Annotated in this window: 27 protein-coding genes; 11 read left to right on the forward strand and 16 right to left on the reverse strand. The window is 66.7% G+C overall.

Annotated elements, in window-relative coordinates:
- The first annotated feature begins 43 nt into the window (after positions 1–43).
- Positions 44–535: a MarR family winged helix-turn-helix transcriptional regulator gene (locus AC07O3_RS22115; protein WP_093079558.1), complete on the forward strand. Its 492-nt coding sequence runs from the start codon at positions 44–46 to the stop codon at positions 533–535.
- A gap of 15 nt (positions 536–550) precedes the next feature.
- Here the strand turns inward: AC07O3_RS22115 and AC07O3_RS22120 are convergent, their stop codons facing one another.
- The gene (locus tag AC07O3_RS22120; RefSeq protein ID WP_426390373.1) at positions 551–1,204 is read right to left on the reverse strand and encodes a TetR/AcrR family transcriptional regulator; all 654 of its coding nucleotides are present in this window, start codon (positions 1,202–1,204) and stop codon (positions 551–553) included.
- 131 nt (positions 1,205–1,335) lie between these two features.
- Here AC07O3_RS22120 and AC07O3_RS22125 point away from each other — a divergent pair, with 131 nt between their 5' ends.
- The 5 genes from AC07O3_RS22125 to AC07O3_RS22145 all read left to right on the forward strand — a co-directional run bounded on the left by AC07O3_RS22125 (position 1,336) and on the right by AC07O3_RS22145 (position 4,720).
- A complete protein-coding gene (locus AC07O3_RS22125) occupies positions 1,336–1,773 on the forward strand; it encodes a VOC family protein (RefSeq protein WP_093177531.1) in 438 nt (145 codons plus the stop codon).
- Positions 1,774–1,815: 42 nt separating this feature from the next.
- Complete coding sequence (locus AC07O3_RS22130; protein ID WP_093177530.1) at positions 1,816–2,343, forward strand: SRPBCC family protein; 528 nt, start codon at positions 1,816–1,818, stop codon at positions 2,341–2,343.
- A 17-nt stretch (positions 2,344–2,360) separates the two neighbouring features.
- Entirely contained in the window at positions 2,361–2,780 is a 420-nt protein-coding gene (locus AC07O3_RS22135; protein WP_495340348.1) for a VOC family protein, read from the forward strand.
- Between the two features lie 37 nt (positions 2,781–2,817).
- Positions 2,818–4,290, forward strand: a complete 1,473-nt coding sequence (locus AC07O3_RS22140; protein ID WP_093079568.1) for a DHA2 family efflux MFS transporter permease subunit — start codon at positions 2,818–2,820, stop codon at positions 4,288–4,290.
- A gap of 70 nt (positions 4,291–4,360) precedes the next feature.
- On the forward strand, positions 4,361–4,720 hold the full coding sequence (locus AC07O3_RS22145) for a DUF1428 domain-containing protein (RefSeq protein ID WP_093057602.1): 360 nt from the start codon (positions 4,361–4,363) through the stop codon (positions 4,718–4,720).
- Between the two features lie 15 nt (positions 4,721–4,735).
- Here the strand turns inward: AC07O3_RS22145 and AC07O3_RS22150 are convergent, their stop codons facing one another.
- The 4 genes from AC07O3_RS22150 to AC07O3_RS22165 form a co-directional block, all read right to left on the reverse strand.
- Positions 4,736–5,494, reverse strand: a complete 759-nt coding sequence (locus tag AC07O3_RS22150; protein ID WP_495340349.1) for a sulfite exporter TauE/SafE family protein — start codon at positions 5,492–5,494, stop codon at positions 4,736–4,738.
- A gap of 88 nt (positions 5,495–5,582) precedes the next feature.
- Positions 5,583–6,563: a Bug family tripartite tricarboxylate transporter substrate binding protein gene (locus tag AC07O3_RS22155; RefSeq protein WP_495340350.1), complete on the reverse strand. Its 981-nt coding sequence runs from the start codon at positions 6,561–6,563 to the stop codon at positions 5,583–5,585.
- Positions 6,564–6,569: 6 nt separating this feature from the next.
- The gene (locus tag AC07O3_RS22160) at positions 6,570–7,175 is read right to left on the reverse strand and encodes a nuclear transport factor 2 family protein (protein WP_093079576.1); all 606 of its coding nucleotides are present in this window, start codon (positions 7,173–7,175) and stop codon (positions 6,570–6,572) included.
- A gap of 33 nt (positions 7,176–7,208) precedes the next feature.
- A complete protein-coding gene (locus tag AC07O3_RS22165) occupies positions 7,209–8,048 on the reverse strand; it encodes an intradiol ring-cleavage dioxygenase (RefSeq protein WP_093079578.1) in 840 nt (279 codons plus the stop codon).
- A 157-nt stretch (positions 8,049–8,205) separates the two neighbouring features.
- Between AC07O3_RS22165 and AC07O3_RS22170 the strand changes: the two genes are divergently transcribed.
- Complete coding sequence (locus AC07O3_RS22170) at positions 8,206–9,135, forward strand: LysR family transcriptional regulator (RefSeq protein ID WP_307617052.1); 930 nt, start codon at positions 8,206–8,208, stop codon at positions 9,133–9,135.
- Between the two features lie 132 nt (positions 9,136–9,267).
- Positions 9,268–9,741, forward strand: coding sequence for a DoxX family protein (locus AC07O3_RS22175; RefSeq protein ID WP_093079583.1), 474 nt, complete (start codon positions 9,268–9,270; stop codon positions 9,739–9,741).
- 12 nt (positions 9,742–9,753) lie between these two features.
- Here the strand turns inward: AC07O3_RS22175 and AC07O3_RS22180 are convergent, their stop codons facing one another.
- Entirely contained in the window at positions 9,754–10,473 is a 720-nt protein-coding gene (locus tag AC07O3_RS22180) for a Crp/Fnr family transcriptional regulator (RefSeq protein WP_495340351.1), read from the reverse strand.
- Between the two features lie 55 nt (positions 10,474–10,528).
- Here AC07O3_RS22180 and AC07O3_RS22185 point away from each other — a divergent pair, with 55 nt between their 5' ends.
- Positions 10,529–12,193: an adenylate/guanylate cyclase domain-containing protein gene (locus AC07O3_RS22185; protein WP_495340352.1), complete on the forward strand. Its 1,665-nt coding sequence runs from the start codon at positions 10,529–10,531 to the stop codon at positions 12,191–12,193.
- A 114-nt stretch (positions 12,194–12,307) separates the two neighbouring features.
- Positions 12,308–12,664, forward strand: a complete 357-nt coding sequence (locus AC07O3_RS22190) for an alpha/beta hydrolase (protein WP_495340353.1) — start codon at positions 12,308–12,310, stop codon at positions 12,662–12,664.
- 24 nt (positions 12,665–12,688) lie between these two features.
- Here AC07O3_RS22190 and AC07O3_RS22195 read toward each other — a convergent pair whose 3' ends face one another.
- From AC07O3_RS22195 to AC07O3_RS22215, 5 genes are all read right to left on the reverse strand, one after another.
- Positions 12,689–13,750: a maleylacetate reductase gene (locus AC07O3_RS22195; RefSeq protein ID WP_093057593.1), complete on the reverse strand. Its 1,062-nt coding sequence runs from the start codon at positions 13,748–13,750 to the stop codon at positions 12,689–12,691.
- Between the two features lie 135 nt (positions 13,751–13,885).
- A complete protein-coding gene (locus AC07O3_RS22200; RefSeq protein WP_440532610.1) occupies positions 13,886–14,296 on the reverse strand; it encodes a DoxX family protein in 411 nt (136 codons plus the stop codon).
- Positions 14,297–14,312: 16 nt separating this feature from the next.
- Positions 14,313–15,527, reverse strand: a complete 1,215-nt coding sequence (locus AC07O3_RS22205; RefSeq protein WP_495340354.1) for a 3-hydroxybenzoate 6-monooxygenase — start codon at positions 15,525–15,527, stop codon at positions 14,313–14,315.
- A gap of 1 nt (position 15,528) precedes the next feature.
- On the reverse strand, positions 15,529–16,500 hold the full coding sequence (locus tag AC07O3_RS22210; RefSeq protein WP_495340355.1) for an amidohydrolase family protein: 972 nt from the start codon (positions 16,498–16,500) through the stop codon (positions 15,529–15,531).
- Between the two features lie 7 nt (positions 16,501–16,507).
- Positions 16,508–17,437, reverse strand: coding sequence for a Bug family tripartite tricarboxylate transporter substrate binding protein (locus AC07O3_RS22215; RefSeq protein ID WP_495340356.1), 930 nt, complete (start codon positions 17,435–17,437; stop codon positions 16,508–16,510).
- 140 nt (positions 17,438–17,577) lie between these two features.
- On the opposite strand from AC07O3_RS22215, the gene AC07O3_RS22220 reads away from it, so the two are divergent.
- On the forward strand, positions 17,578–18,027 hold the full coding sequence (locus AC07O3_RS22220; RefSeq protein WP_093057588.1) for a MarR family winged helix-turn-helix transcriptional regulator: 450 nt from the start codon (positions 17,578–17,580) through the stop codon (positions 18,025–18,027).
- 1 nt (position 18,028) lies between these two features.
- On the opposite strand, the gene rtcA is transcribed toward AC07O3_RS22220, so the two are convergent.
- The 5 genes from rtcA to AC07O3_RS22245 all read right to left on the reverse strand — a co-directional run bounded on the left by rtcA (position 18,029) and on the right by AC07O3_RS22245 (position 22,848).
- Positions 18,029–19,066 carry an RNA 3'-terminal phosphate cyclase gene (gene rtcA / locus AC07O3_RS22225; RefSeq protein WP_093079606.1) on the reverse strand — a complete coding sequence of 346 codons (1,038 nt, stop codon included), beginning with the start codon at positions 19,064–19,066 and terminating at the stop codon, positions 18,029–18,031.
- Complete coding sequence (locus AC07O3_RS22230) at positions 19,059–19,907, reverse strand: nucleotidyltransferase domain-containing protein (protein WP_093177507.1); 849 nt, start codon at positions 19,905–19,907, stop codon at positions 19,059–19,061. Before AC07O3_RS22230 ends, rtcA begins: the two co-directional genes overlap by 8 nt.
- A gap of 29 nt (positions 19,908–19,936) precedes the next feature.
- Positions 19,937–20,890, reverse strand: a complete 954-nt coding sequence (locus AC07O3_RS22235) for a ribonuclease Z (protein WP_495340357.1) — start codon at positions 20,888–20,890, stop codon at positions 19,937–19,939.
- Positions 20,891–20,892: 2 nt separating this feature from the next.
- Positions 20,893–21,543, reverse strand: coding sequence for a zinc-ribbon domain containing protein (locus AC07O3_RS22240; RefSeq protein ID WP_495340358.1), 651 nt, complete (start codon positions 21,541–21,543; stop codon positions 20,893–20,895).
- An 81-nt stretch (positions 21,544–21,624) separates the two neighbouring features.
- The gene (locus AC07O3_RS22245; protein ID WP_495340359.1) at positions 21,625–22,848 is read right to left on the reverse strand and encodes an RtcB family protein; all 1,224 of its coding nucleotides are present in this window, start codon (positions 22,846–22,848) and stop codon (positions 21,625–21,627) included.
- Between the last annotated feature and the right edge of the window lie 154 nt (positions 22,849–23,002).

Consider the following 23,002-nt stretch of genomic DNA (forward strand, 5'->3'; position numbering starts at 1 on the left):
CTCGAATCGCTCGCATGCATCCACTCGCGGTTACGCTCGGGCCATGCCACCCTCCCCGAAATCCGCCCCCGCGAAAGGCGAGCAGGCCGTAGTGCCGCAAGGCAAGCAGGACCGGCTCGACGCACGCATGCTCGAAACCCTGGTCGGCTACAACGCGCGCCGAGCGTGGCTGATCGTCAGCGCCTTCTTCGCGGAGCGCATGGCGCCCTACGGGCTGAAGCAGATCGACTTTTCGGTGCTGTCGCTGCTGGCGCACAACCCGGGCGCCACGTCGCGGCAACTGTGCAACGCGCTGGACATTCTTCCGCCGAATCTCGTGAGCCTGGTGGCCACGCTGGACAGCCGGGGCCTGATCGAACGCCGCCCCCACCCGCATGACGGCCGCGCCGTCGGGCTGCATCTCACGGCGGCTGGCGAGGCGCTGGTCCGCGAGGCCGAGCAGACCGTGATCCAGCTCGAAGCCGATGCCAGCGCCAAGCTCACTGCGCGGGAGCGCGAGACGCTGATCCGGCTGCTGCAGAAGATCTATTTCTAGCGTTTTGAAGGGGGCTCAGAGGCCCCGCTCGACCATATCGATCAATTGCTGGCCAAGGCTGTGGGCAGCCTCGGCCGGCATCTCGCGCAGCGGCCCGTCGATGATGAGCAGCGCCAGCCCGTGCACCGCGCTCCACGCGAGGTATTCGGCATTCGGGCGCCGCGCCGGGTCGAGCACGCCGGCATCCACCAGCCGGTCGATGGCCTTGCCCAGCAGCTGGAACGGGTCCAGTCCACCGGCGCCCGCCTTGCCCGGGCCGAGTTCGCCGCTGCCCTCGTCGGAGATCACGAAGGCCGTGCGGAACAAACCCGGCTCGGCCTGCGCGAAGCGCAGATAGGCGGTGCCGACGGCGCGCACCTGCGCCCGTGCGAAGTCTGCCGGCGGCTGGTCGCAGGGCAGCACCGCCAGCTCCTTTTCCATCGCGGTCGCCGCCGCGGCGAGGGCCGCCTCGCGCACCGCGAGCAACAGCTCCTGCCGGCTGCCGAAGTGCCGGTACGCCGCGTTGGGCACCACGCCCGCGCGCCGCGTGGCCTCGCGCAGCACCACCGCGCCGGGGCCGCCGTCGCGCGCCAGTTCAATGCCCGCGTCCAGCAGCGCCCGGCGCAGGTCGCCGTGGCGATAAGTGCTGCGGGCGGGCGGCAGGCTGTCGGGGGCGTTGTTGAGCTTCATTGCAATTCCATGTGGACACTGTCCATTATCCCTGTTATTCTTTGTGGACGGTGTACACAAAGTAATCCGATTGTTTGCGGCCCATGACACCGGGGGCCTCCGAGTCACCTCTTCAATCCAAAGGAATCGCCATGAAAGTCCAGTCTTACCTCTCGTTCGAAGGCCGCTGCGACGAAGCGCTCGGCTTCTACAAGAAGGCGCTAGGCGCCGAGGTCGTGCAGCTCATGCGCTACAGCGAAGCGCCTGCAGGAGCCCCTTCAGAGAACGCCGAAGCCGGTTGCGCCGGCGGCACGCCCGATGCAAACAAGGTGATGCACGCCGTGTTCCGCATCGGCGACACCGAGCTGATGGCCTCCGATGGCCGCTGCTCGGGACAGGCGAAGTTCGAGGGCATCATGCTCGCGCTCACCGCCAACACCGACACCGAAGTCGTCAAGTGGTTCAACGCACTCGCCGAAGGCGGCCAGGTCATGCAGCCGCTGATGCCGACCTTCTTCACCTCGAACTTCGGCATGCTGACCGACCGCTTCGGCGTGGGCTGGCTGCTGGTCGTCGCGCACCCCACCTGATTCCCCGCACGCTCCAATCCATCTTCCGAAAAAGCTCCCGACATGCTCAAGAAAATCGCCCTCGTCATCGTGCTCGCGATCGCCGCACTGCTGATCTTCGCCGCCACCCGGCCCGACACCTTCCGCGTGGAACGCACTGCGCGCATCGACGCGCCGGCCGACAAGATCTTTCCGCTGATCGACGACTTCCACCGCTGGAGCGCATGGTCGCCCTACGAGAAGCTCGACCCCGCCATGAAGCGCACCTTCGGCGGCACGGCGAGCGGCAAGGGCGCAACCTACGCCTGGGAGGGCAACGACAAGGCGGGCGCCGGGAGCATGGAGATCGTGGAGTCGACGCCTTCGTCGAAGGTCGCGATCAAGCTCGACTTCATCAAGCCCTTCGAAGGCCACAACACGGCCGAATTCACACTGCAGCCCCAGGGCAACGCGACGCAGGTCACCTGGGCCATGCATGGCCCCAGCCCTTACGTTGCAAAGCTCATGGGCATCTTCTTCAACATGGACCAGATGATCGGCAAGGACTTCGAAGCAGGCCTTGCCAATCTCAAGACGGCCACCGAAAAGTAACCCCACAAGGAAACCTCATGTCCCCCATTCACGCCTACCTCACGTTCGACGGCAATGCAGCAGAGGCCATGCGCTTCTACGAGAAGACGCTCGGCGGCACCATGCAGATGATGATGACCATCGGCGAAGCACCCGACACCGAGCAGTTCCCGCCCGAGGCGAAGAAGCGCATCATGCATGCCTCCCTGGCCTACGGCGACGGCATGCTCATGGCCTCCGACTCCATGCCCGGCCAGCCGTACGAAGGCATGAAGGGCTTCGGCGTCGCGCTGACGCTCGATACCGTCGCCGAAGCACGCCGCGTGTTCGACGCCTTTGCCGACGGCGGCACGGTCTCCATGCCCTTCGAGAAGACCTTCTGGGTCGAAGGCTTCGGCATGGTGACCGACCGCTTCGGCACGCCGTGGCTGATCAACGGCGGGAAGCCTCTGGTCTGACCCTTCCTCCCATCGCTCTACAGGAATTGCACTTCCCATGACCAACCAACTCGACAGCCGAAAGCGCTGGCTCGCATTGATGGTGCTGTGCCTCGGCGTTCTGATGATCGTGCTCGACACCACCATCGTGAATGTGGCGCTGCCCTCGATCCGTACCGACCTGGGCTTCACCGAGACCTCGCTGGTCTGGGTGGTGAACGCCTACATGCTGACCTTCGGCGGTTTCCTGCTGCTGGGCGGCAGGCTCGGCGACCTGTACGGCCACCGCCGCGTGTTCCTCGCGGGCCTGGTGCTGTTCACGCTGGCATCGCTGGCCTGCGGGGTCTCGACCTCGCAGGGCCTGCTGGTGGCGGCGCGCGCGGTGCAGGGCCTGGGCGGCGCAGTGGTCTCTGCCGTGTCGCTCTCGCTCATCATGAATCTCTTCACCGAACCGGCCGACCGCGCAAAAGCCATGGGCGTGTACGGCTTCGTGTGCGCGGGCGGCGGCAGCATCGGCGTGCTGCTGGGCGGCCTGCTGACGAGCACGCTGAGCTGGCACTGGATCTTCCTGGTGAACCTGCCAATCGGCGTGGCCGTGTACGCGCTGTGCGTGGCGCTGCTGCCCAGCGCGCGCGGCCATGCGCATGGCGAGAAGCTCGACGTTGCAGGCGCCATCACCGTCACGCTGTCGCTGATGCTCGCGGTGTACGGCGTGGTCAACGGCAACGAGGCCGGCTGGGGCTCCACGCAAACGGTGAGCCTGCTCGGCGCGGCCGTGGTGCTGCTGGCCATCTTCATCGGCATCGAGTCGCGCGTGCAGCATCCGCTGATGCCGCTGGGCCTGTTCAAGCTGCGCAGCGTGTCGGTCTCCAACGTGGTCGGCGTGCTGTGGGCCGCGGCAATGTTCGCGTGGTTCTTCATCTCGGCGCTGTACATGCAGCTGGTGCTGAACTACACGCCCATGCAGATCGGGCTGGCCTTCCTGCCGGCTAACGTGATCATGGCGGTGTTCTCGCTCGGCCTGTCGGCCAAGATCGTGATGCGCTTCGGCATTCGCAAGCCGCTGGCCGCCGGGCTCTGGCTCGCGGCCATCGGGCTGGCGCTGTTCGCGCGAGCGCCGGTCAACGGCAGCTTCGTGACCGACGTGCTGCCCGGGATGATGCTGCTCGGCCTTGGCGCGGGCATGGCCTTCAACCCGGTGCTGCTGGCGGCCATGAGCGAGGTGAGCCCGTCCGATTCGGGCCTGGCCTCGGGCGTGGTCAACACCTCTTTCATGATGGGCGGCGCGCTGGGCCTGGCCGTGCTGGCCAGCGCCGCGGCAGCGCGCAGCGCATCGATGGAAGCGGCCGGCGCGCAGATGCCGCTGGCCCTCACCGGTGGCTACAACCTTGCGTTTCTCGTCGGTGCCGTGTTCGCGGCGGCGGCGGGTTTGATCGGGGCCTTGCTGCTTCGCACCGTCATGCCTGGGCAAATGGAGAACAACGAAAAGGCTGACGGAAAAGGAGCACCCCGGGAGACGGCGGCATCGTGAGCGGCAACACGCCATGCAACCGCCGGTTTTCTTTCTTCAACGGTTCCACTCTTTATTCAGGAGAACACCCATGGCTCGTTATGTAGACGGCTTCATCGTCGCCATTCCCACCGCCAACGTCGAGGCCTACCGCAAGCTGGCGCGCAAGGCCGGCAAGGTCTGGATGGAATACGGCGCGATCGAATACGTGGAGTGCATTGCCGACGACGTGAAGCCCGGCAAGCTGACCTCGTTTCCGCAAAGCGTGAAGCTGAAGACCGACGAGACCGTGGCCTTCTCGTGGATCGTCTACAAGTCGCGCAAGCACCGCGACACGGTGAACGCGAAGGTCATGGCCGACCCGCGCATCGCGGCAATGGACCCGAAGACCATGCCGTTCGATGCGAAGCGGATGATCTTCGGCGGCTTCAAGAGCATCGTCGAACTCTGACCTCGCCCGACACGCTCAGGCCAGGAAGCCGTCATAGACGAGCTTCAGGCCCGTGAGCAACATGCCCAGGTACACGAAGCGATAGAACCAGGTCGCATCGATGCGCCGAGCGATGCGGACGCCGACCCACACGCCGAGGGGCGCGAGCGGCATCAGCACCAGCGACGTGGCCAGCGTGCGAAAGTCGAGCAGGCCGAGCCACGCGTAGGGAATCCACTTGCTGAGATTCACCACGAAGAAGAAGTAGGCCATCGTTGCGGTGAAGACCACCGGCGTGAGCCGCAGCGGAATCACATAGGCATTGATGGGCGGCCCACCCGCATGCGCGATGAAGCTGGTGAAGCCCGACACCGTGGTCAGCACCGCGCCCACGCCGCGCGAAGGCAGCGGGTCATTGGGCTTGGGTGGAAGCAGCAGGCGCTGCGCCAGAAACAGCAACGTGAACACACCGACGATGCCCGCCACCGTGTGCGCCGACAGCATGCGAAACAGCAGCGTGCCGATCACCGTGCCCAGCAGCCCGAACGGAATCAGAAACTTCAGCAGCGAGCGATCGAAGTCGCGCCGGAACGCCGCCAGGCCCAGCACGTCCATAAGCAGCAACAGCGGCATCAGGATGGCGGCTGCCTGCGGCACCGTGACGGCCAGCGCCATCATCGGCACCGCGAGCGAACCGAAGCCCGCGCCGAAACCGCTCTTGCTGATGCCGAGCAGCAGCACGGCGGGAATAGCGACCGCATAGAAATGCGGGTCGGTGATGAGGGGAAAGGCCATGGGCAGAGGAAGCGCAGAAAAAAGCCCACCGGGGCGGCGGGCTTCGCGAGCGTAGCAGGACAGGGCGCGCCATGCAGGCACTCTGGCGCTACTCCGGCTGAATACCCAGCTCACGCACCGTGCGACTCCAACGCTCCACGTCCTTGCGCACCAGCGCGTGCGTGTCAGACTGCGACAGCGCGAGCGGCTTGCCACCGGCCTTCACGAACGAATCCATCACCTCAGGCATTGCGATGACCTTTGCAAGCTCGGCACGCAGTCGCTCCAGCACCGCCGGTGGTGTCTTCGCCGGAGCAAAGAGACCGAACCACGATTCAAGCTCCAGCTTCGCCACGCCAGTCTCGCCAATGGTGGGAACGTCAGGCTGCGTCGGCAGCCGCGATGTACCCGACACCGCAAGCGCCTTCGCATTGCCAGCCACCACCTGCGGCCGCGCCGTCGGCGAAAGGTCGAAGAACAGATCGACCCGACCGCCGAGCAGGTCTTGGTAAGCCGCCTGCGCACCGCGGTACGGCACGTGCGTCAGCTCCACACCGGCCTGCTGCCACAGCGCCGCCGCGATCACATGCTGTCCAGAACCGTTGCCCGCCGATGCGTAGTTGAGCTTCTTCGGGTTGGCTTTGGCAAACGCCACCACGTCTTTCAGCGTGGCCTGCGGCAGGTCTTTCCGCGCCATCAGCGTGTAGCTGTAGGCCACGGCCAGCCCCAGCGGCTCGAAGTCGCGCAGCGAGTCGTAGGGCAGGTTCTTGTACAGCCCCATGTTGAGCGCGAGGTTCGACACCGAGCCGACCAGCAGCGTGTAGCCATCGGCCGGCGCCTTGGCGACGAAGTCGGTGCCGACCACCGTGCCGGAACCCGAGCGGTTGTCGACGATCACGGGCTGGCCCAGTGCGCGCGACAGACGCTCGCCAAGCAGCCGGCCGACAAAGTCGAAGCCGCCGCCGGGTGGCTGCGGCACTACGAGCTTGAGCGGCTTCGAAGGCCAGTCTTGTGCAAGCGCGAGTTTCGGCATGGCGAGCATCGCCAGCGCCGCAGCCATGACGCTGCGGCGGTCGAGTGTGGTGTCCATGGCCGTTCAGCGCTCGAGTGCGCCGCCAGCGAGCCAGCGCGCGCCGCGCTGGTACAGCGCCTCCACCGCCGGCCCCTTGAGCATCGGCATGTCCAGCTTCACCGTGTAGCCGATGCGCTGCTGGATGTAGGCAAGGTGGCGATAGCCTTCGGGCAGGTCGGCCAGCACCGCAGCGTCGAGCTTCACCGTGGCGGCAGGGTCCACCGGGTCGATGCGGTCCTTCTCGTAGATCGGCTGGCGGTGCAGCAGCTTCCATTCGCCGCCGTGCTTTTCCACGAAGTCGTAGAAGCGGCCGGTACACACCACATCGCACAGCACGCCCTCGACCATGCCGCGCTGCGAGATGGTCATCTTGGTCTGCGCGATGGCGCGCTCGTCAGCCACCTCGATGGCCGAGCCGCCCAGAAAGTGCAGGATGCTCACGCCCTTGGCCCAGCCCTCCTGCGTGACGCGGATGAACTCGGTGTACGGGCCCTGGAACCACGTGGCCATCATCACGCCATCGGGGTGCCAAACGGTGGCGAAGCGCTCCCAGTCGCCAGCGTCGCGCCACACGGCCCAGCGTTCGATCATCCGGCGGATCAGCAGCTCCTGCTGCAGGGTGTCTGTCATTTGCGTTGTCTCCTTCATTGTTTTTTGTTTGGATCAGGCAGGCTGCTTCAACGGGTTGAGCACGAAGTCGAAGTCCAGCCGCCAGCGGCCGTTGTCCTGCTTCTTCCATGGCGCGACCAGCGACTGGCGCACCGCGAACACCGCATCGGAGTCGAGCCACTGGTCGCCGTCGCGGAACACGTGGGTGATGAGCCGTTCGTAGCCCGGCGCCTCGATCTTGAAATGCAGATGCGCGGGCCGCCACGGGTGGCGTTTGGTCGCGCGCAGCAGGTCGCCCACGGGCCCATCGACCGGGATCGGATAGGCCTCGGCCAGCACGCTGCGGAAATGCAGCGAGCCATCGGCCGCAGTGCGCAGGCGGCCGCGGTTCTCTGCGTGGTCCAGCCCTTGGTGCTGCACGTCGTAGTGGCCGCCTTCGTCGGCCTGCCACACGTCGACCACCGCATTGGCCACCGGCTCGCCGTCGAGTCCGCACACCGTGGCGAACACGTCGCAGGGCGCGCCTACAGCGCCGTTGGCCACGTCGTCGCCATGCTCGTATTCGGGCGCGCCTTCGAAGTAGAAGGGGCCGAACACGGTGGCCTCGGTGCAGCCGACCGGCTTGTCGTTGTTCATCGCGATGGTGAGCATCGACAGGCCCAGCACGTCAGACAGCAGGATGAACTCCTGCCGCTTGTCGTCGCACTTCTGGCCGGTGGCGGTGAGGTACTGGATGCCCTGGAACCACTCGTCCTCGGTGAGCTTCACCTCGCGGGCGAAGGCGTGCAGGTGCTGCACCAGGCTGGTCATGATCTCGTGCAGGCGCGGGCTGGGGGTATCGGCGAAGCGCGCGAGCACGGCCTGGGTGATGTTGTCCTGGTTGAGGTTGCGCATCGTGGCTGTCTCCATGTTGTCTCGGCGCACTGTAGGCCGCACGCCGTTCGCACGAAAGCACCAGGGCGCAAATGATTTTTCCGCCCAGCGGAACGGTCGAGCCTGCCCTGCGCCAAAATCGTCCGGCCCTGAAAAACAAGCCCGGAGACACCACCCCATGGACCGCTGGACCGAAATCGCCCTGCTCGTGCAGATCGCCGATGCCGGCAGCCTGAGCCGCGCGGCCGAGGCGCTGGGCCTCTCCAACGCCGCCGCAAGCCGCCATCTGAGTGCGCTCGAAGAAAGGCTGGGCGCGCGGCTGGTCGAGCGCAATACGCGCCGCCTGTACCTCACCGACACCGGCCGCGAGTTCTGCGGCCGCGCCCGCACCATCCTGGCCGACCTGGCGGACGCCGAGTCGACGGTGAACGCCACCGCGCTCAACCCGACCGGCGTGCTGCGCGTGACGGCCTCGCTTTCTTTCTCGATCCATCACATCGCGCCGCTGCTGCGCGAATACACGCAGCGCTATCCGGGCGTGACGGTGCACGTGGAGGCCGCAAACCGCTACTTCGACCTGATCGACAACAACATCGACGTGGCGATCCGCACGCGCGAGTACGAGCCTGATTCGAACGTCACGATCCGCCGGCTCGGCGAGACGCGGCGCATCCTGGCGGCATCGCCGCGCTACTTCGCGCAGCACGGCTTTCCGAAGACGCTGGACGATCTGAAGCAGCACAAGCTGCTGATCTACACCTACGCCAACAACCCGAACGAGCTGCGCTTCAGCCGTGGCGGGGAGACGCACACGGTGTCGGTGACGGGCCTGCTCGAATCGAACGACGGCCAGGTGCTGCGCGCCGCCGCGCTGGACGGCATGGGCATCCTGGTGCAGCCGACCTACATCGTCTACGAAGACATCGTGGCCGGCCGGCTGGTGCCCACGCTGGACGACTGGGACCTGCCGCACCTGACGATCAACCTGGCGTACCCGAGCCGCAAGCACCTGTCGGCGAAGGTGCGCAGCTTCATCGACTTCATGGCGGCGCATTTCGCAAAAATGGACTACGAAAGAAAGTGGACAGGCCACTTCGGCAGCCACTGACCGGGCAAAACGGCCTTTCGCCAAAACATGTGCGTAAACGCACATCCCGCATTTCGGCGGCCTCGCAAACTGGAACCGCAACCGTCGCATTCCGCGGCGGACCCATCGTTTTCCACCAAGCAAGGATCTGCCATGAACACCCAGGCCGCAGCCGCCAACACCCCGCGTGCGCCGATCGCATCGCCGCTTTCCGCCCTCTCCCCCGCCGCGCTGGACGATTCCGGCAAGCTGCTGATTCGCGTGACGATCGGCTTCCTGGTGCTGCTGCACGGCATCTTCAAGCTGTCGGCCGGCGTGGGCTTCATCGGCGGCATGCTGGCCAAGGCCGGGCTGCCGGGTGGGCTGGCCTACCTGGTGTACGTGGGCGAAATCGTCGCGCCGCTGCTGATGATCGCGGGCGTCTTCACCCGCGCGGCCGCCGCCGTGGTGGTCATCAACATGCTGGTGGCCTTCGGCCTGGTGCACATGGCCGACCTGTTCTCGCTGACCAAGCAGGGCGGCTGGGCGCTGGAACTGCAGGGCCTGTACCTGTTCGGCGCGCTGACGGTGGTGCTGCTGGGTGCCGGCCGCTTCAGCGTGGGCGGCGTCAAGGGTCGCTGGAACTGAGCGTCTTCCGGCTCAGTCGGCGTCGCCCCTGACCTGCGAAACCATCAGTTCCAGGCGGGCGACGTCGGCCACCAGCAGGGCCTTGTCGTCCTTGCGCAGCACGCCGCCGCGCACCAGCACGTTCAGTTCGCGGGTGACCTGCTCGCGGTTGGTGCTGATCTGGCTGGCCAGCGCCGCATGCTTGGGAGCCGGCTCCAGCCGGGCCTGATTGCCGTCGATACCGGCAATACGGGCCAGGCGCAGCAGTTCGGCATGCAGCCGGTTCTGCACGCCGAGGGTGCTCAGGTCGATGACGCGCTCCGACAGCTGCCGCACCAGCGACACCAGCCGCAGCATCACGCGCTGGGCCACAAGCGGCTCGTCGTGCAGCAGGGCCATGAAGGCAGCGCGGTCGAGGCTGGCGACCACGCTGGGTTCGAGCGTGACCACGTCGGCGGAGCGCGGGCCGCCGTCGATGGCGGCGATGTCGCCGAAGTGCTCGCCGGCTTCGGAATCGCGGAAAGTCACCTGCCGGCCATTGGCCGAGTAGGTCGTCACCCGCACCCGGCCCGAGACCAGCAGGAACAGGTCGCCCTGCTGCTCGGCGCGCAGCAGCAAGGGCTTGCCGGCTTCCACGCTGTGCCACAGGCATTGCTGGGCCAGCAGGTCCAGGCGCTGGTCTGAAAGGCCTTCGAGCAGCGCGATCTGGCGCAGCGCGAGGCTGGAGCGGGGGGTGAGTTCAGGTTTGGCCATGCCAGGCTAGGTAGGGGCGCGCGGATTATGCTCGGGTGCCGCTTCGAACCCGTTCATGGACAGACGTTCCCCTCACGCCCCCCCTTTTTCCCTGAGACCGCCGACACGGCGCAATCTCCGCTGGGCGAGCGGGCTGGTGCTGATGGCCTACATCACGGCGCATCTGCTGAACCATTCGCTGGGCATCTATTCCTTTGCCGCGGCCGAGACCGTGCTGCGCGGCGTGCAGAAGTTCTGGCACAGCCTGCCAGGCACCGTGCTGCTGTACGGCGCGGCCGCCACCCACCTGGCGCTGGCCGTGGTCGCCCTGTGGGAGCGCCGCACCCTGCGCATGCCGCCGCTCGAAGGCCTGCGCGTACTGCTGGGCTTTGCGCTGCCGCTGCTGCTGGCCGCGCACCTCACTGCCATGCGCGGCGCCTACCTGGCCTATGGCATCGAGGGCTCGTATGTGCGCGTGGTCTGGGGGCTGTGGGACTGGCAGGGCGCGGCCGCACAGCTGCTGATGATGCTGGCGGCCTGGGTCCACGGCTGCCTGGGCCTGCATTTCGCACTGCGGGCGCAGCCGGCCTGGCGACGCTTTTCCTACCTGCTGCTGGCCATTGCGGTTGTGCTGCCGCTGACGGCGGCGATGGGCTTCGTCTCCATGGGGCGCGAGTTCCAGTGGAGCGGCGTGCCGCCCACCGTGCTTCCCACGCCCGAGCAAGGCAAGGCGCTGAATACGGCCGAAGGCAACATCAAGTGGTTCTACGGGCTGGCGCTGGTCGCGCTGCTGGGGGCGCGCTGGGGGCGCAACAGCTTCGCGCGCTGGTCGCGGCAACCATCGGTCACGCTGCGCTACCCCGGCCGCACGGTGCAGGTGCCGCGCGGCTGGAGCGTGCTGGAAGCGAGCCGCTCGCACGGCATCGCTCATGTGTCGATCTGCGGCGGACGGGCGCGCTGCTCGACCTGCCGCGTGCGCGTGGCCGGCCCGGTCGAGCACATCGGCGAACCCGGCCGCGACGAGCAGCGCACGCTCGAACGCGTGCGCGCGCCGGCCGACGTGCGCCTGGCCTGCCAGCTGCGCCCGCGCGGCGACGTCGAGGTCACGCCTCTGTTCGCGCCGCTGCCCAATGAAGGCCGGCCCGCGCCGGTCGGCAGCTTCGGGCGCGAGCGCGACGTGGCGATCCTGTTCGTCGACCTTCGGCGCTGGTCGGGCCTGTCGGAGCGGCAGTGGCCCTTCGACCTGGCCTATGTGCTCGACCGCTACTTCGCCACCGTCGGTGCGGCAGTGCGCGAAAGCGGCGGCGTGCCGAACCAGTTCATCGGCGACAGCGTGATGGCGATCTTCGGGCTCGAATGCGACCTGCCCACCGCTTGCAGGCAGGCACTGCACGCGACCGAGCTGATCGGCCAGCGCATGGATGCATGGAGCGAAGGCTTCGAGGCGCAGTTCGGCCAGCGGCTGGAGTTCGGCATGGGCCTGCATGCGGGCCGTGCGGCGGTGGGTGAAGTGGGCTATCTGGAAACCACGACCTTCACGGCCATCGGTGAAGTGGTCAACACCGCGAGCCGGCTGCAGGACCACTCGAAGACGGCCGCATCGCGCCTCGTCGTCTCGCTGTTCGCGGCCGAGCAGGCCGGTGTTGCGGAGGCCATGGGCGCGATCGAAACGCTCACCGTGCGGGGACGCTCCGAACCTCTTGCGGTGCTCTACGCACCGCACAGCGCTGCTCCTCTGTAGTTGCCGAAAGCGGTGCGCAAACGCACAGCGCAAACCACGATGCGATTTCACACTGCATCCCGTGGCAACGACGAATGTCCGCCGCCCACACTGACAGTCAAAGGGACTCGCATCATGAACACCAAGCAACTCATCGCCATCTCCGCCGCCGCATTCGCCATGCTCGGCGCAGCAGGCGCGCACGCTGAAACCTACGAAGGCGCGCACGCCATCACCTCGTCCGCCAGCCGCATGGACGTGCAGGCCGAAGCCGTGGCTGCCACGCGCGCCGGCAACTCCTACTCCGACAGCGCCGCTGAAGGCACTGTGGCCGTCAACTCCACGCTCGACCGCAGTGCGGTGCGCGACCAGGCCGTGGCCACCGCTCACGACCCGCTGCAAAGCCTGGACCGCCGCGCGTTCTACCGCGACCAGGTGCCCTCGGCCTACAGCAAGCCGACGGTGTCGTTCACGCGCCAGGCCGGCCTGTAAGCGGCGACGCGGCCCTGCCGCAAATCAGGGCCGCACACCTTCCCACGCGTTCTGCAGCAAGGCACGAATCGCATCGCGCTCCAGAGGGCGCGGATTGGGGTACTGGTTCTTCAGCGCATGCTCGCAGGCCAGGTCGAGATCGGATTCCTTCATGCCGATGTCGCGCAACGCAACCGGCGCACCGTTGTCGCGTGCAAGGTCGTACACGGCTTGCGCGGCAGTGCTTCCCCCAAGCGCCTGCGCGATACGCGCCATGGCCTGCGGCGCCGCTTCGGCGTTGTAGGCCAGCGCATGCGGCAGCACGATGGTGTGGGTCTCGGCATGCGGCAGATTGAAGCTGCCGCCCAGCGTGTGGCACAGCTTGTGGTGCAACGCCATGCCGACATTGCCGAGCACCGTGCCGCAGAGCCAGGCGCCATAGAGCGCGTCGCTGCGGGCACTCGCATCCTTGGGCGTGGCACGGATCGCCGGCAACGCGCGGCCCAGTGCTGCAATGCCTTCCTGCGCCATCAGGTCCATGATCGGATTCGAATCGACCGCGTAGAGCCCTTCGGCCGCATGCGCGATGGCGTTGATGCCGCTGGTCACGCTCATGCCCACGGGCAGGCCCAGCGAAAGCTCGGGGTCGTAGATGACGGTGCGCGGCAGCACCTTGAAATCCTTGCCCGTCTTCTTCATGCCGGCTTCGGTGATGCCGTAGATCGGCGTCATCTCGGAGCCCGCGTAGGTTGTAGGGATGGCGAGGATCGGCAGGCCCGAGTCGAGCGCGATGGCCTTGCCCAGCCCGGTGGTGGAACCGCCACCGATGGCCACGGCGCAATCCGCGCCCAGCCGGGCGGCCACTTCCCGCGCCTCACGCGCCGTTTCGATCGGCACGTGCATCACGGCACGGTCGAACACACCGGCCGCGTGCGCGCCGAGCATGTCGGCCACGCGCTCGGCCTGCGGGCGCTGCTCGGGCGTGGACAGCACCAGGGCCCGGCGCGCGCCGAGCAGGTCGATCTCGCGCGCCAGGTGCTGCAGCGAGCCCGCGCCGAACACCACCCGCTGGGGCACGCTGGTGTAGACGAACGATGGTGTGGTCATGGCTTTTCCTGTCTGTCTCTCGAATGTTCATGAACGGCCGATGCCGGGCATCACGATACGCCGGCGGCCCGCCGGGCGAGTGTCCCGCCGGGCCGCCTACTCATTCAACGACAGGAACGGAAAGGAGTTTTCCGCTCAGCTTCGATTGCCGGCCGTCCTCTCGCCGGCGCCCGCCTGAACGATGAGCAGCAGAAAGCCGCCGGCCATGGCCACGTTCTTCAGGAAATTGTTGAGCTGCGCATTGAACTGCGCCGCGTCGGCGGCCCAGAACGCGTGCGCCGCGAAGGCCGTGGCCAGCGTGAACAAGGCCAGCGCGCCGGCAACCCATTGCACGCGCCAGCCGGCGATCAGCAGCAGCCCGCCGCCGATCTCGAGTGCGATGGTCAACGGCAGCACCACGTCGGCCAGCGGGATGCCGAGCTTGGCGAAGTAGCCGAGCGTTGCGCCATAGGTCATGAGCTTGCGCACGCCCGCGACCAGGAAGATCACCGCCATCAGCACGCGGGCGGCCAGGGTCCAGCCGCGAAAGGGTTCGTTTGTCGTCATGTCGTTTCCTTGAATTTCACGCGACCTTCTCGTCGCCCAGGCAGTTGGCGGCCGTCCAGCCGTAGAGCCATTCGAGCGCGTCGTAGAAGCGCTCCTGCGGCCTGCCCGTCCACATGCTGTTGCGCACCAGTCGCTCGACGCCCTTGGCGTGGTAGATGCGGCCCATCTCGCGGGCCGAGAGCACGACACGCGCGGTGCGGGCAACGCGGGAGCGTTCGTACAACGCCAGCGCGCGCGGCCAGTCGCCCTCTTCGCGGCGCAGCGCGAGGCCCAGCGTCACGGCGTCCTCGCAGGCCATGCACGCGCCCTGCGCCAGGTACTGCACCATCGGGTGCGCCGCATCGCCCAGCAGCGTGGCGCGGCCGAAGGTCCATTGCTCGATGGGGTTGCGGTCGGCTGTGGAATAGCGCTTCCACGCTTTCGGAATGCGCAGCAGCTGCTGCACCTGCTCGCAGGTCAGGCGGAAGTAGCGCTGCACCTCCGCCGGGTCGCCGTCCATCGAACCCCACTCCTCGGGCTGGTCGCTGTGGAAGGTGACCGCCATGTTGAACTTGTCGCCGCCCTTCAACGGGTAGTGCACCAGGTGGCAGTTGGGCCCGACCCAGATGCATGGCGCGGTGAAGCGCAGCGCCTCGGGGAAGTCGGCCGTGTCTATCACGGCACGAAACACCACATGGCCCGATACGCGGATGCTGTCGCCCACGTACTGTTGGCGCACCGCCGAGCGCACGCCGTCGCAGCCGATCACGGCCTGGCCTTCGTGACGGCCGCCCTGTGCATCGATCAGCGTCACGCCTGCGTCGTCCTGCTCGATGTGCACGACCTTGGTCGAGGTGAGGAACTCGATGCCTTCTGTCGTGGCCTTCACGCCTTCGAGCAACGCGCCATGGATGTCGGCGCGGTGGATCACCGCATAGGGGTTGCCGAAGCGCTCGCGAAAGCGATCGGACAACGAGATGCTCGCCACGCGCTTCGCGTCGATGGCGTCGAACATCACCATCTCTTCGGTGTAGACCGCCTTGGCGCACAGATGCTCGCCCACGCCCAACGCGTCGCAAGCCGCGAAGGCGTTGGGGCTGAGCTGGATGCCGGCGCCGATCTCCCCGATCTGGCCCGCCTGCTCGATCACCTTCACGCGATAGCCCTCGCGCACCAGTGCCAGCGCAGCTGCGAGCCCGCCGATGCCGCCACCGGCCACGAGCACGGGACGGGTGTCTTTCACGGTGCGCATGTCACTTCAATCCGAACAGCTTGCGCGCGTTGTCGCGGCCGATCTTCTGGCGGTCGTTCTCGCTGATCTCGCACTTGTCGAACCAGCGGGCCGCGTCCTCATGCTTCTCGAACGGGTAGTCGACCGAATACATGATGCGGTCCGCCCCCACCTCGAGCATCGTCGACAGCAGCGTGGGCGTGCGGAAGTTGCCGCTGGTCGTGATGTGCACGTTGCTGCGCAGGTAGTCGCCGATTTCCTTGTCGCAGGGCATGCCGCGGCGGCCCTTGCGCAGGATGTGGTCGACGCGCCAGATGTTGAAGGGAATGCCCTCGCCGAAGTGGCCGAGGATCATCTGCAGATCGGGATGCCGGTCGAACAGGCCGCTCGACATGATGCGCAGCGCATGCAGGCCGGTCTCCACCGCGAAGGCCCAGGTGGGGCCGGTGAGCCAGTGCGCACCTTCGTAGATGGGCTCGCGGCTCAGCAACGGGTCGCGCGGGTGCATGTAGAAGGGTTTCTTCAATGCAGCGGCGACAATCCAGAAGTCGGCGAAGCGCGGGTCGTCGCAATAGACGACGGTGTTCTCGTCGCCCACCTGCGAGAAGCCGTTGACCAGGAAGCCGTGGAAGCCCAGCTGCGTCACGCAGCGCTCCAGCTCGCGCGCGGCCGCCTCGGGGTCTTGCATGGGCAACGCCGCGAACCCACCGAAGCGCGTGGGATGGCGCTTCGTCTGCTCGGCCAGCACGTCGTTGGCGCGCTGCGCGACTTCGACGGCGCGTTTCGCATCGGGAATGGCCTGCACCGCCGGCGAGTTGAGCGAGAGGATCGACAGCTCGGTGCCCCACTCGTCCATCTGCTCGAGGCGCTGCTGCTCGAAGTCGAGCAGGTTGTTCTTCAGGCCCTGCCATACCTCGGGGCGGGCGTATACCTGCGAGTCGGCGATCGTCAGGTCGATCGCGAAATGCTCTTCGAGCGCTATCTTGTTCTTCATCGATGAATCACTCCGGTTTGATGTTGAGCTTGTCCAGCACGTCCTGCCAGGTCTTGCGGTCGTCGGCGATGTAGCGCGCCAGCTGTTCGGGAGTGCCCGGGCGCGGGTAGGTGCCCAGCTCGCGCGACTTGGCCACCACGTCGGGCAGCAGCAGCGCCTCGTTCATGTCCTTGTTGAGCTTCGCGAGCACCTGCGGATCGATGCCCTTCTTCGCGATGACGGCGAACCAGCCGTGCGCCACCGCACCGGGCACTGTCTTGCTCGCAAGCGGGAACTGCTCCAGCCCGGCCTCGACGCGGTCGCCCATGCTGGCCAGCACGCGCATGCGCCCGCCCTGCACGTTGCCGGCGACCACGTTGTAGGTCTCGACCATCATCTGGGTCTGCCCGCCCAGCGTGGCCTGCATGGCCTGTGCACCGCCCGGGTAGTGCACTTCGAGAAACTGCGCGCCCGACTGCAGCCCAAGCAATGCCGAAGCCAGGTGCGGCGCGGTGCCGCGGCCGTTGTCTGCCACCTCGATGCCCTGCGGCTTGGCGCGTGCGGCGGCGATGAAGTCAGCGAGCGTCTTGTAGGGCGAATTGGCCGGCACCGCGAGCATGAAGGGCGCGACGGCCGCGAGCGTGACCGGCACGTAGTCGCGGTTGAAGTCGTAGGTCACGCCCTTGATGGTGCTCGGCGCCACCGAGATGGCCGAGCCCTGCACAAAGCCGAAGGTGTAGCCATCGGCAGGCGCAGCCAGGATCGCGTTCATGCCGATCACGCCGCTGCCGCCGGGCTTGTTGTCGACGATCACGCCCTGTCCCCACTTCTCGCCGAGCTTGGCGCCCACATGGCGGATCAGCACGTCGGGCGCCGACCCCGCGGGGAACGGCACCACGAAGCGCACCGCCTGCTGGGGCCACTTGGCAGCCGTTCCCTGAGCGGTTGCCAGAGGCATCGTTCCCAGGAAAGACAGTGCAATGGCGCATGCGCCGATAGCTCGTCGTAAAGGCTTCAGGCTCATGATCGTCTCCGTATTTGCTTGATTATTCAAGTAATTGCGGCGGACTATATACTTGATTGTTCAAGCATGTCTAGATGAAAACCCTGCCCCAAGATCACGACCTCGAGAAGGCCATTCCCTTCCTGCTGGCACGCGCCGGCGCGCGCATGGGCAATGCCTTTGCGAAGGCATTGAAGCCCTACGGACTCAGCCTCAGCGAATGGCGCGTGTGTGCGTCGCTGCAGCACACGCCGCGGCAAACGCTGTCTGAACTGGCCACGCACGCGTCGACCGACCTGTCGGCGCTGTCGCGCATCGTCGACCGACTGGCGGCGAATGAACTGGTGGCGCGCGAGAAGTGCGACACCGACAAGCGCGCGGTGCGCATCGCGCTCACGGAGCGCGGCCTCGCGCTGACCTGCGAGCTGATTCCGCTCGCGCAGCACTACGAGGCGGTGGCCACCTCGGACTTCAGCGCGGCGGAAGTGAAGACGCTGCGCGCGATGCTGCTGCGCCTGTACGCCAACGCGACGCCGCTGGCCTGAGCTAGGCCGGCGAGACCTGCACCGTCGAAGCCTGGCGGCTCTCGGTGATCGCGAAGCGCACCGGCAGGAAGCGCTCGATCACCGCGCAGTTGGTGCGCGTGTGCTCCGTCACCTCGCTGCAGGTAAAGGCACAGGCCTTCTTGCTCTGCCACGCCGCGAGCGCCAGCAGCAACGCCAGCTGATCCGCAAGGTGCGGGCCGACCGCGGCCTCGCTCTTCTGGAACGCGCGCAGCTCCTTCACCAGCCCGTGCGCCACCTGCTCGGCGCTCAGCGACTTCTCGCCGAAGGCCGTGAAGACCTCGGTGACATGCTCGTACGCCAGCGTGGCCATCAGCGCATTGCCGGGGCCTTCGTTCTGGCGCACCGCGCCGAAGCGCAGCTGCTCGCCCGACCAGCCCATCGCGCCGCCCAGCGTATCGAGCTCACGCGTCGGCACATGGCGCGGCAGGCCGGGCGCCAGGCATTCGGCGTAGTTCGACTGGTGCGCGCCGCGCGCCATCAGATCGAAGGGCTGCAGCGCGCCGGCCGCCGGCACGATGGTCGCTTCGACCTCGCCGCCGCCGGCCGGATAGAAGCCGCAGCGGCGCAGCGTCAGTTGCAGGTCCGCGCCCAGGCGGCGCACCAGCGGCGCGAAGGCACGCTCCAGGAAGTGGAACGGCGGCGCCATCGGGTTGTGCGTACCGCCGCTCAGGTGCACACGGCTGGTCGCGCCAGCAAGCAGCAGCGGTGGCAGCACGGTCTGCAGCACCAGCATGCAGCTGCCCGCGCTGGCAATGGCGAAGCGGTACTCGCCCGCGCGCACCGGGCCGGGCTGGAAGCGCAGCGACTGCGAACCCAGCTCCGCGCCTTCAACCTGCGCGCCACTGATTTCGGCAACCGCGTTCACGCACGCAAGGTGCTGGCGCATCAGCCCCGGCTTGGCGCGGCCCGCGCGGATCTTCTCGATGGTCAGCGGCTGGCCCGTGACCACCGACAGCGCGAGGCTGGTGCGCAGGATCTGGCCGCCGCCCTCGCCTTGCGAACCGTCGAGTTCAATCATGTGCGGCCTCCGTCTTTGCCTTCTCGAAGCGCAGCACCGTCTCGTGCAGGAATGCATCGAGGCCGGCCTCTTCGGCCTGCGGCAGCGGCGTCACCGGCTCCGCCGCATTGGCCGCCAGCTCGGATTCGATGAACGCGTGGATGCCGGGCCAGCGCGGGCTGGTCGCGGCTTCGCCCGCGCGCATCTTCACTTCGAGCAGCGCGTTGATCTCGTCGATCAGCGCCGCATCGCGCGCCGGGTCGAGCGTGCGCTGCGCCAGGTCGGCGAAGCGCATCGGCGGCACGCCGGGCTGCGAGCGGATCCAGCGCGCGGCCAGCAGCGGGCGCAGCACGTAGAGGTATTTCTTGTAGCGCACCTCGTCGGCCTGCAGGTGCTCGCGGAAATTCTTCTTCGCCATCGAGCTGTAGTGATGCCAGCCGCGCGCGTTGGAAAACACCGCCTCCGACAGGGCGCGGAAACGCGGCATCGCCACCACGTCGTCGCGGTACACGATGGGCGAGCGCAGCCATTCGAGCAGCGTCGGGTTCGACTCGCGCATCAGGCCTAGCGCCTTGCGCAGGTCCCAGCCGTTGATGTCGAGGTCGCCGCTGATCGGCACCTCGATCACGTCGCGGCGCGGCGTCACCGTGAGGTACCACGGCAGGCGGTTGACGTAGATGAAGCGCACGTCGTAGTCGCTGTCGGGTGAGGCAAAGCCCCAGCCGCGGCTGCCGGATTCGCAGGCGAAGAGCACGGTCACGTCATGCTTCGCTTCGATGTCGCGCAGGGCCTCCATGATCTGCGCGCGCATGGCGGGCTCGATCGGGTGGGCGGAGCGCAGGAATTCTTCTTCGGTACTCATCTTCGATTCTTCTTTCTTCTTTTCTCTCGTCAGGCCCGCGTGACTGTCACCTTGCCGGCACTGTCGAGCTCGTACACGTCCAGGTCATTGGCCAGGAACGCATTGCCGCTGTAGTGCGCCTGCGCCTCGGCCATCAGCGCCGTCATACCCTCTTCGTTCTGGTGGCGCGCGCTGAAATGCGTGAGGATCAGGTTCGGCACTTCGACGGTTTGCGCAAACTCGGCCAACAGGCGCGCGGAACTGTGCATCGGCCCGGGGCCGACCTTGTCGAGCGCGTCCTGCGTGAAGGTGGCTTCGTGCACCAGCAGTTGCGCGCCCTTGCAGGCATCGCGCAGCAGCGCGGGCTCGGCGTTGTCGCCGCCCAGCACCGCGGTGGCCGTGTCCACCTGCGTGTCTGCATAGTCGGCACTGCGGAGCACCTCGCCGTTGAAGGGCACGTCTTCGCCGGTCTGCAGCGCGCGCCATGCGGGCCCTGGCGGCAGGCCGATGGCACGCAGCGCATCGGCCTTCAGCCGCGAGCGGCGAGTCTCGACCTGCACGCGGTAGGCGTGGCTGGGCACCCGGTGCCGCAGCACATCGCGGTCGATGCGCACGCCGGGCGCTTCGTATACCAGCGGCTGGTCTTCAAGATCAACGTGCTCGACCTCGTAGGGCAGATGCAGGTCGGTCAGTGCGCGCGTGGCTTCGAACCACTCCCACACCGGCAGCGGCGCGATCAGCTTCAGCGGCTTCGTGCGCTTGCCCATGCCCGCGCTCGCGAGCAGGCCCGGCAGGCCGTAGCAATGGTCGCCGTGCACATGCGTGATGCAGATGGCGACCAAGTCGTTCAGAGACAGCGGCGTTTGCAGCAGGCGATGCTGCGTGCCCTCGCCGCAGTCGATCAGGAACCAGTCGGCGTTGAGCACCGTCTGCACGGCGAGGCCGGAGACGTTGCGGTGGCGCGTGGGGGTGCCTGAGGAGGTCCCCAGGAAAGTCAGTTTCATCATCACGTCGATCGCTCCCTGTACATCAGTGCGCTTCTCGCGGCGTCTGCAGCGACCCGCTCCCAACCAAAGTATCGGCGTCCGCCTTCCGGACGAGCCGCCATGAACGCATGGAGCCTTGCGAGATTCTCCGCGCCTCCCCAACGACCGAGCGTCTGAATCGCTACGACACGCAGGCTCCACCACTTGCTTTGCAGTGCGGCTTCGATTTCGGCTTCGGCTTGCGCATTCGGCTTCGTTGCGCCCAACGCACGCAGGCGATCCGTCTGCTCGCGCAGAAGGTTCGCGCCCGGCCCGGTGTTCCGCAAGCACTGGCGACGCGCGCGGCGGCATGCAAGGCAACGCACCGCCCGGCTATCGATGGCGCCGTGCACTACCTCGTACCACCACTTCTGTTGCTTGGCGGTCCACACCTCTTCGGCACCGCAATCGCGGCAGGTGAAAGGGCGCGCTACGTAGAAGGCAGGCAGCATTCCATACGTGTTGTTATGCAGCTGCAAAACGAGCCGATCCGCCAGCTCCCGTCCAGGCGAGTATTCGTCGTCGGTCCGCAGCGGCCGGACATCCTGCGCGCGCAGGCGTGCAGCCTGTGCGAGAGCGCGATTGAGGCGATGCGCCTTGATCTCGGCGCGGCGTTGTTTGTTGCTCTTCATTTTTCTTCGAACCCTCGTAATGCGACGCTACGAAGGCGGGCCCGCTTCTCGCGGGCCCTTTCCCCTCCTACAGCATCACGTTCAACCTTTCACACAAACAACCTGCTTGAGCGTGTAAACCACCTCCACCAAGTCTTTCTGCGCATCCATCACCGCGTCGATGTCCTTGTAGGCCATCGGAATCTCGTCGATCACGTCGGCGTCTTTTCGGCATTCCACGCCTTCGGTCGCGGCGATCTGGTCGGCCACCGTGTAGAGCTTCTTCGCCTTGGTACGGCTCATCTTTCGACCGGCGCCGTGGCTGCAGCTCATGAAGCTCTCGGGGTTGCCCTTTCCGCGCACGATGAAGCTCTTGGCGCCCATGCTGCCGGGGATGATCCCCAGCTCGCCAGTCTTTGCGCTCACCGCGCCCTTGCGGGTGATGAGCACGTCTTCACCGAAGTGCGTTTCGCGGCTCACGTAGTTGTGGTGGCAGTTCACCGCTTCCACGTGCGCCTCGAAGGGCTTGGTGATGACCTTGCGCACGGCCGCGACCACGCGCTGCATCATCACTTCGCGGTTCGCACGCGCGAACTTCTGGGCCCAGCCCACTGCACGCACGTAGTCGCCGAAATACTGGGCACCTTCCTCGAAGTACGCCAGATCCTGATCGGGCAGGTTGCGCTGGTGCAGCTCGGCGTCTTTCTTCGCAAGCTCGATGAAGTGCGTACCGATGGCGTTACCCACGCCGCGCGAACCCGAGTGCAGCATGAACCACACGGAACCCGCTTCATCCAGGCACACCTCGATGAAGTGGTTGCCCGTACCCAGCGTTCCCAGGTGCTTGTGGTTGTTGGTGTTCTTCAGGCGCGGGTAGTCTTCGCAGATTGCGTCGAACTCGTCCTTCAGCGCACCCCACGCCACGTCGGTTTCGTTCGGTGGCGTTTCCCACGAGCCTTTATCGCGGCCCATGCGCTTGGGGTTCGAGCCGTGTGGCACGGCCTTCTCGATCGCGCCGCGCAGCGGTCCCAGGTTGTCGGGCAGGTCGTTGGCATGCAGCGTGGTCTTGCACGCCATCATTCCGCAGCCGATGTCCACGCCCACCGCGGCCGGGATGATGGCCTTGAAGGTCGGGATCACCGACCCCACGGTCGCACCGATGCCGTAGTGCACGTCGGGCATGGCCGCGATGTGCTTGAACACGATAGGCAGGCGCGCGGCGTTCTCGAGCTGCTTCTGCGCTTCGGCTTCCACGGGCACGCCGCGGGTCCACATCTTCACGGGCACGCCGTTTTCGACTTCGTGGAGGTTGTAGTTCTGTTCCATTTCTTTTCTTTCTGTCTGTCTATCTATTCTTTACGACCAACTGGTGGACACGGCGGGATTCGAACCCGCATCAATACGGCGACCATGGTTCTTGAGTCCGATGGCCCAGTCGACGATTGGAAACGCGCGCCAGTGACAGACCCGTCATCGGAGC

Source organism: Variovorax sp. GW821-FHT09D05, from assembly GCF_059416325.1.